Source organism: Streptomyces sp. NPDC001156 (assembly GCF_053598275.1).
This window is the reverse complement of record NZ_JBSFJX010000299.1, coordinates 1-7,898: the sequence shown is the minus strand read 5'-3', so window position 1 is coordinate 7,898 and position 7,898 is coordinate 1. Positions and strand designations below refer to the sequence as shown.

Sequence of the window (7,898 nt, the reverse complement as noted above, 5' to 3'; positions counted from 1 at the left end):
ACCTGGTGCTGCGGCGTCGCAAGGCCTCCCGGGGCTGACATCAGCAGGGCATGACGGTGCCCCCGTGCTCGTCCGGGCGACGCGTACGGGGGCACCGTCATGCCCTGGAAGGAGCCGGCCGGTGTTGCGCAGGCCCGCGGCCACGCCATGGTGAGCAGCAATGTGCGGGACAGGAGCGTGTCGGGCTCGGCGTCGGCGGTCACCGCGTCAGCTCAGCGTCGCCGGGTCATCGGGCATGCGGAGGCTTGCCGTCGGCGGCGTACCTGGGCTGGTTCACCAGTGGGCCGGGGGGATCGGTCGGCTGTGGGAGCCCGAGTTGTGCAGTGGGCCGGGCCGCGGCTCGATCGCGGCGATGATGCGTGGCCGTTGTCATGGATGGCTGGCCAGGTCGTGGCCGGTGACGGCGCGGGCAAACGCCCGCAGGGCGGTGACGACTTCGGTGCGGGTGCGGCGGCCGGCCAGGATCTCCATCTGGTAGCCGTCCTCCATGGCAACGAAGCTCGCCGCGAGGAGGCGGGGCGGGTCCACCAGGGCGAAGTGCCCCTGGGCCTGTCCCAGCGTTAGCACGCCGTAGTAGACCGCGATCTGACGCTCAGTCAGCGAGCTGTCGAGGGCGGCTGCTTTCGCGTCGCGCAGGCAGCGCGGCCAGTACTCGAAGAGCAGCCGCGTCAGCATGTCGTCCGGCCCGGTGGCCGGGCCGTGGTCGATGCAGGCGCGGAGCCGGTCGCGGGCGTCGGTGAAGCGTTCGGCCGCCTGCTCCCGTTGCAGGCTGTAGCGCTCGATGGCCTGTCGGTAGGTGTCGTAGACGAGCGCATCGAGGTCGCCGTAGTAGAGCACGGCCGCGGGGGTCACCCCGGCTTCCTCGGCGATGTCGCGCAGGCGCAGCCCCTCCAGGCCGCGCACCAGCAGCGCCCGCTGAACGGCCGCGCTCAGCTCTGCCCGGCGGGCTTCCTTGCCCTTCTTCCCTGCCGCCATGACCTCCCTTTCTTTCATCTCACGTTCAATCATATCGACCCATCCATTGACGGGCTGGCCGGTTAGTTCTTAAATCCGCGTTTAACAACTGTCGGCCCGTCCCCCGGGAGCCCTCGTGACAATCAACCCCACCGACGTCGAGGCCAGACCCTCCCTCCGGGGCAAGGGCCTGGCGTCCGATTCGATCGGCCTACTGTCGATGGTCTCCCTCGGCCTCGCCTCGGTCGCCCCGGCCTACAGCATCACCGTCACCCTCGGCCTGGTGGTCCTCTCCGTCGGCCACCTGGCACCGGCCGCACTGCTGATCGGCTTCGTGCCGATCCTCTGCACCGCCTACGCCTTCCGCGAGCTCAACCGGGTGATGCCGGACTGCGGCACCAACTTCGTCTGGATCACCAGATCCTTCGGCCCCTGGCTCGGCTGGATCTTCGGCAACTGGATCCCGCAGATCGCCACGGTCATCGCGATGACAGCCCTGGCCCAGGTCGGCGCGATCAACCTGCTCTCACTCCTCGGTCTGAGCGGCCTGGCCGGTCAGACCCTGCCTGTGACCTGCCTCGGAGCCGCACTCATCGCGCTGGTCACCGCCGTCGGCTACCGGGGCGTCCGACTCTCCGCCGCCGTGCAGACCGCCATGGTCGCCCTGCAACTGACGGCCCTGATCGGGTTCGGCGTCGCAGCCTTCGCCCGGCACGGCGTCAGCGCTCCCAGCCCCGCCTGGCTGAACCCCTTCGGCTTCCATGGCAGCGGGCCGTTCGCCGAGTCCGTGCTGCTCTGCCTGTTCATCTATTGGGGGTGGGACGCCGCGCTGACCGTCAACGAAGAGTCCCACGACCGCACCCGCGCCCCGGGACGAGCCGCCGTCATCTCCACCCTCGTCCTGCTCAGCACATACCTCTTCACGGCGGTCGCCGCGCTCAGCTTCGCCGGAACCGGAGCCACGGGCCTCGGGCTCGGCAACCCGCACAACGCCGCGGACGTCCTGGCCACCCTCGCGCCCGCGGCCCTCGGCGGGCCGCTGGCCAAGGTAGTGCAGCTCGCCGTCACCCTGTCCGCCGTCGCCGCCCTGCTCACCTGCATCGTGTCCACCGCGCGCCCCAACGTCTCGGTGGCCGTGCACGGTGCGCTGCCCAAGACCTTCGCCCGGGTACACCCGCGCTTCCACACCCCCACCGTCGCCACCGTTTTCACCGGCGTGCTGTCGGTCGCACTGCTGGCGGGGCTGAGCTACGCGGCGCCGTCCTTCCTCAGCGACGCCGTACTCTCCATCGGCCTGCTCGTCTGCGCCTACTACGGCGCCACCGCCTTCGCCTGCGTCTGGCACTTCCGCGGCGAACTGCGCGCCTCGACACGGGCCTTGGTGTTCCAGGGCGTGCTCCCGTTCGCCGGCGGCCTGATGATGCTCGCCGCCTTCGCCCGCAGCGCCGTGGACATGATCCAGCCCGGCTACGGCAGCACCTCGATCGACGGCGTCGGCGGCGTGTTCCTGCTCGGCGTCGGCTCGATCGTCGTCGGCCTGCTGGTCACCACGGTGATCCGGCTCCGCTTCCCGGACTTCTTCCGCCATGGACGCCGTACCGTCACCGACATCCTCGTCACGGAGGACTGAACCATCATGCGCACGCTCGCCATCGCCGCCGTTCAGACCCGACCGGTCGCCCACGACCCCGAGGCGACCTATCACCGCTTCCGGGAGCAGGTCCTCGCCGTGCGCGACCTCTTCCCACATGTCCGACTCGTCGTCGTACCCGAGCTCCTGCTCGCCGCCGAGCCACCGCTGCTGGAGAGCCGGGACGGCTGGATGCAGGAGGTCGCCGTGCCGGTACCCGGGCCGCTCACCGACCGCTTGTGCGCCCTGGCCCGGGAGACCGGGTTGTGGCTGGTGCCCGGCTCGGTCTTCGAACGCGCCGAGGACGGGAAGATCTACAACACCGCCCTCGCCATATCCCCCGAGGAGGGCATCGTCGCCCGCTACCGCAAGATCTTCCCCTGGCAGCCGTACGAACAGGCCACTCCCGGAGATGAGTTCACCGTCTTCGACATCCCCGGCGCCGGGCGCGTCGGTCTCGCCATCTGCTACGACGGCTCTTTCCCGGAGACCATGCGCCAACTCGCCTGGCTGGGAGCAGAAGTGGTGATCCAGCCGACCTTGACCACCACCCGGGACCGAGACATGGAGCTGGTCTGCGCACGCGCCAACGCTTGGACCAACCAGCTCTACGTCGTCAACGTCAACGCCGCCGACCCGGCCGGCGTCGGCACCAGTGCAATCGTCGACCCCGAGGGCATCCTCCGGCAGCAGGCGGGCCCCGGCGAGGAGATCCTCATCGACGTCCTCGACCTGGACACCGTCACCCGCGTCCGCGCGTTCGGCTCCGCCGGGATCAACCGGCCCTGGGCCCAGCTCGCCCGCTACGGCGCCAAGATTGAACTACCGATGTACGGCGGCACATTCCACACACCGCACTGGCTGAACGACGAAACCCCACAGTAGCCGCGGACGCGCCGAGCCGACACTACCCACCGTCAGTACCCGGCGACCGCCAAGTCGCCGGGTACTCGCACGTGCTTCCCGATCCCACCCTCCCGACACCCTCGTGGCGGATGGCATGTAGCAGGTTGGCCACCAGGGGCAGCGCGAGCCCGGTGGGGCAAGCCAAGTGACCCATGCGGGACGAACTGGGGGCATGCGCAACGGGCATCGCTCCTGCTCTGGAGGATCGCCACGACCGGTTGGCTCCGGCTCACACCCTCCTGCGGCAGGCCGGCCAGTCAGACTCGCGGTGCACCCCTCCACCAGGGGTCTTCCAGTCCGAGAGGCCACCCTTCGGTCAACGGCGTATGTGGTGCCGCTCGTCACGAAAGGTGGCCCCTTGCAGTTTCACCGGCCAGGAACGGGGCTTGGCCGGGCCGGGTTCAGGAGACGGCAGACGTCAGGTACGTCAGGTACACCCCTCCCTCGCAGTCGGACATCTTCCGCAGGGTCCAGCGGCCCCGGACGCTCGTGGAGGAGAAGTTGGACTCGGCGTCGTCCTTCTCCACTTCACCCTCCATGGGGATGTAGCCGGCCTTGGGGAGCCGCTTGTGCAGGAACGCCAAGGTGGTGTCGAAGCCGCCCCGTACGACGGTGGCGACGACGAGCCGGCCTCCGGTGCGGTGCTCCACCGAGGTCACGACCGCGCCGTCGGGCACCGGCAGATTCTCTGGGAAGTCCTTGGGGAGCGGCAGTGAGGCGGCAGTGGGACAGCCGCCAGGCGCGGCACCGGCTGCATTCCCGGCTGGCGGATCGGTTGCCTGCTCCGCCGCGTACGTCGCCCCCGGCGGCTCGGCGTGCTTGTTCGCCGCCGAGCATCCGGTGACCGCGGCCAGGCTGAGGACGGCTCCCACCAGTACGGCAGCCGAGGGCGATGGCTTCATCTAGTGGCTTCCTTAGGGCTTCTTGTGCTTGCCGCGGACCACGGCGTCGTACGCGCCGTACAGCGTGTTGCCGGAGGACTGGCGGGCGATGGAGGCCAGCGCGTCGTAGTTCTGCGCAGCGCCGCTCGCGCAGGTGCCGGTGCAGCCGTCGGCGTAGGCGGTGAGCACGCGACCCTGGGCGTCGATGGTGACGTCAATGAAGTCCAGGAGATTGCGGTCGTTGCCGCAGGTGGTGCCGCCCGTGCAGATCGACCCCTTCTGGACGGGGTCGCTGGGGGTGGCGTCGACGGTGACCCAGGACTGGCCGCCGTCGTAGGTGGTGGCCACGTACACGTGCCAGACGCCCTTGAAGTTGGCCGCGTCCTGGTAGTTGCCCCCGGTCGTGGTGCCCAGGAAGGCGAAGGCTGCGCGGTTGTCGTCGCCCGCGGTCACGGCGGGGAAGACGATGTTCTTGATGCCGAGGGACGCGCCGACGTTCTGGTCGTACAGCCACGTCTTGCCCTTGTCGTGGCTCACAGCGATACGGGCGGTGCCATCGCTGTTCTGGTAGCCCATGTACACAGTCCCGCCGGCGCCGATTCCCACGCTCGGGTCTGAGTCACCGGGGGTGCTGGACGGGTTCTTGCGGACGGTCCACGTCAGTCCGTTGTCCTCGGACACGGCCACGGCCTGGTTGCCGCCGCAGCCCTTGTTGGGCACGTACACCGTGCCGTCCGGGGCGACCTTCACATGCCCGTGCAGGCCACCGCAGTCCAGCAGGGAGTACATCGGAACGGCGGGCCCGTAGGTTAGTCCGCCGTCCCGGCTGGCCGCGCAGGAGGCGTCGGCGATGTCCTGGGAGCAGTAGTAGACGGCGTTCGGGTACGACGTGACGGTGCCTGGACCGCCCGTGGCGAAGGGGCCGCCACCGATGGTCTGGTGGTCCACACCGGAGTTGATGCCCGAGCCGCCCGTCGGCGTCCACGTTTCACCGTCGTCGTCGGTGTAACAGGTCAGGGCGGTCTTGCCGGCGAGCTGCGACTCGAAGGTGCGGTGGGTGACCGGGTCGGTGAACAGGATCGGGTCGAGACTGGTGGTGCTGCCCTGGGGGCAGCCGTTGGCCGCGCTCGCGCTTTTGTCCTGCCAGGTGGCGGCACCGGCACTGTCGTAGGTGACCTTGAGAGTCGAGGTGTACGCCTGGAACATCGCGGCGCCACTCGCGCGGTCGACACCGATCGAGGGTTCACCGGCGTTGTGCGCGTCCGTGATGCCGTCGGGTGCCCAGGAGTTCGCGTACGTCGGCGGTGTGGCCGTACTCGGCGGCGGATCGGCCGGAGCGGTGATCAGGCTCGCAGTGCCGGTGAAGCTGTCGCCGAGCGGCGCGTACGGCACCACGCGCACGGTGTACGACGCCGTCACCGCCGGAAGCAGCACGGTCTCGGGGTCGCTGGAAGAGGCCGAGGCGGCCACCTCTCGGCCATCCGTATCGAGGACGTACAGGTCGAAGTCGGCGGCGGAGTCCGGCCATCTGACGTCGATACGCAGGCTGTGACCGGCGTCGTAGCCCGCGGGCACCGACACCTTCAGGGCGTAGTCGTCGCAAGCTTGCGCATTCCCGCAGCTCACCGCTCCGGCAGTACCGGAGACATTCGGGACGGCGAAGGGACCGGCGCTCCACGTGGTCGTGGGCGCGGTGTCGCTGACCGATCCGGAGGGCGGGGTGGCCGCGTCGGCAGCCACACTCGGCAGGGTCCCGGCGACGAGCGCCAGCAACCCGACGGCGAAACGCCCCCGCGACCGCGGGTGGCGGTGAAGACGACGTGCGGAGAGGAGAGCCACAGGTACCTCGTGGGTTCGCGAGTCGGACCAAGGATGGTGGTGCGTTGCGGTACAGGTGGTGCCTTCGTCTGCTCTACGAGGAGGCAGGCGGCGTCCGTCGCGAGAAACCGAACTCTTTTCGAAACGGGCCGGACGGGTGCTGGGGGGACAGCAGGAGTTGGTGAGGCAGGTCGCTCGGGGTGGGGGAGTCGTCCCAGGGCCACCACAGCTCGACAGCCGTGAAGCCCGCCATCCATTCGGGCGGCAGCTCCCCTTTCCCCACGAAAGTTCCCCCGCACGACTGCGCGAGGGCACTTACGGAGGCCTGGTCAGAGGGTGTCGACGCCCTTCCGCGCGGCCGCGAGGGCTTCGCCGCGGGCCTGCTCCGTCTGCCGCCCCTACCGGTAGTGCCACCCGAGTACGGCGGCCGCGACCAGGACCGCTACGAGCGCGACGCCCGGCACCGCGGTGAGCACGCTCCGCCCGGCGTTGCGCTGCGGCGCACCGTCCTCCGACTCCTCCTCGAACGACTCGGGCTCCGGCGGGTCCTCCCAGCCGTTCGCCGGGGGCTCGACGAAGAGGGTGCGCCCGGAGGGAGTCTGCTCTTCCTGGCGGGCACCGCGCTCGGGGCGCGCGGGCCGCCCGGCGCGCTTGGCTGCCGCGCGGGCGGCCGCGGTCATGGTGCGGCGGGCCGGTGAGCCGGTGCCGCGGGTGGGGGAGGTCGGGTTTGCCACGGGGTCTCTTCTCATCGATGGCCTCACGGGTGGGTCAGCCCGCGAAGGCGACGTCGGAGGTCAGCCAGCTGCCGGCCTCGCGCGCGAGGTCGAGCTGGAGCCGGTAGGTGCGCGCCTGTCCCTCTGGCGCGGCGATGTTGGTCACCTTGCTGGCGGCCACGACCAGGACCCGGGCCGAGCGTGCGTCGGAACGCACGATGCCCGCTTCCGGGACCTGGCATTTCACCGAGCCCCGCTGGGGCCTAAACAGCCCCACGAGCGTCTTGAGGAACACCGCCTTGCCCGTCCCCGAGGGTCGAGCATCACCGAGACCTCCCCGGCGGGCAGCGTCAGCGAGACGTCTTGCCAGATGACCTGGTGGCCGAAGGACTTGGTCAGCCCTTCCACACAGATCTCGACACCCATCCCGTTCACCCTTCGGCCGCGTGTGCAGCTCCGACATCTGCTCTACGGGGAGGGGAGGGGCGTCCGCCGCGACGGACGAAGAATTATTTTGCGAACGCGTGTACCGCGCTACGGCAGCTTGGGAGACGGCGTGCGCGATGGCGGCCTCCGGGCGGGCACGGAGAGCGGAGCGGCCGGTACGGCCGAGGCCGGGGAAAGTGACGGGAGCGGCGAGGCGGCCGACCTCGTCCGCAGGCCCGGCACGGCGGTCGGCAGGCCCGCCATCTTCGGCACCTCGGGTACCTGTGGGACCTGCGGCGCTGACAGCTCCGGGAGCGGGGGCGCGGACACGCCCGGCAGGGACGTTCCCCCGGTGGGTGAGGGTGTCCGGCCCCAGGCCCCGGGCGTCGGGGGCGAGGGGGTGGGCGTCCCGGGGGCGCGCCCCTGCCCCGCGGCCTCGCCGCGCAGGACCTGAGCGTCGCTGGACACGGCCGGCCGCGGCGCCGGACCGTTCCCGTTTCCGCCCGCGTCGAGCGCGTACGGCAGCACGAACCCCGCCACCGCCAGGGTCGCCGCCATCGAGGTGACCGC

General features: G+C 70.4%; 8 protein-coding genes and 2 pseudogenes. 2 read left to right on the top strand and 8 right to left on the bottom strand.

Annotated features, from left to right (window positions below):
* Positions 1–203 (bottom strand): hypothetical protein (locus tag ACWDA7_RS48185; protein WP_450613953.1); only part of this gene is annotated, 203 nt, incomplete at its 3' end.
* Positions 204–369: 166 nt separating this feature from the next.
* On the bottom strand, positions 370–993 hold the full coding sequence (locus ACWDA7_RS48180; protein ID WP_450613951.1) for a TetR/AcrR family transcriptional regulator: 624 nt from the start codon (positions 991–993) through the stop codon (positions 370–372).
* 97 nt (positions 994–1,090) lie between these two features.
* On the opposite strand from ACWDA7_RS48180, the gene ACWDA7_RS48175 reads away from it, so the two are divergent.
* On the top strand, positions 1,091–2,584 hold the full coding sequence (locus tag ACWDA7_RS48175) for an APC family permease (RefSeq protein WP_450613948.1): 1,494 nt from the start codon (positions 1,091–1,093) through the stop codon (positions 2,582–2,584).
* 6 nt (positions 2,585–2,590) lie between these two features.
* On the top strand, positions 2,591–3,469 hold the full coding sequence (locus ACWDA7_RS48170) for a carbon-nitrogen hydrolase family protein (RefSeq protein ID WP_450613946.1): 879 nt from the start codon (positions 2,591–2,593) through the stop codon (positions 3,467–3,469).
* A gap of 422 nt (positions 3,470–3,891) precedes the next feature.
* On the opposite strand, the gene ACWDA7_RS48165 is transcribed toward ACWDA7_RS48170, so the two are convergent.
* From ACWDA7_RS48165 to ACWDA7_RS48140, 6 genes and pseudogenes are all read right to left on the bottom strand, one after another.
* Positions 3,892–4,392 carry a hypothetical protein gene (locus ACWDA7_RS48165; protein ID WP_450613945.1) on the bottom strand — a complete coding sequence of 167 codons (501 nt, stop codon included), beginning with the start codon at positions 4,390–4,392 and terminating at the stop codon, positions 3,892–3,894.
* 12 nt (positions 4,393–4,404) lie between these two features.
* A complete protein-coding gene (locus ACWDA7_RS48160; protein WP_450613944.1) occupies positions 4,405–6,111 on the bottom strand; it encodes a hypothetical protein in 1,707 nt (568 codons plus the stop codon).
* 476 nt (positions 6,112–6,587) lie between these two features.
* Positions 6,588–6,923: a hypothetical protein gene (locus ACWDA7_RS48155; RefSeq protein WP_450613942.1), complete on the bottom strand. Its 336-nt coding sequence runs from the start codon at positions 6,921–6,923 to the stop codon at positions 6,588–6,590.
* Positions 6,924–6,957: 34 nt separating this feature from the next.
* Entirely contained in the window at positions 6,958–7,119 is a 162-nt protein-coding gene (locus tag ACWDA7_RS48150) for a hypothetical protein (protein ID WP_450613955.1), read from the bottom strand.
* A gap of 27 nt (positions 7,120–7,146) precedes the next feature.
* A pseudogene (locus ACWDA7_RS48145) lies at positions 7,147–7,328 on the bottom strand (ATP-binding cassette domain-containing protein); the annotation flags it as partial.
* A gap of 108 nt (positions 7,329–7,436) precedes the next feature.
* Positions 7,437–7,898, bottom strand: a pseudogene (locus tag ACWDA7_RS48140) (RNA polymerase subunit sigma); the annotation flags it as partial.

Excerpts from the sequence above, each read along its gene's own strand:
- ACWDA7_RS48180 (WP_450613951.1), bottom strand. The coding sequence starts at position 993 with ATGAAAGAAAGGGAGGTCATGGCGGCAGGGAAGAAGGGCAAGGAAGCC.
- ACWDA7_RS48165 (WP_450613945.1), bottom strand. The coding sequence starts at position 4,392 with ATGAAGCCATCGCCCTCGGCTGCCGTACTGGTGGGAGCCGTCCTCAGC.
- ACWDA7_RS48170 (WP_450613946.1), top strand. The coding sequence starts at position 2,591 with ATGCGCACGCTCGCCATCGCCGCCGTTCAGACCCGACCGGTCGCCCAC.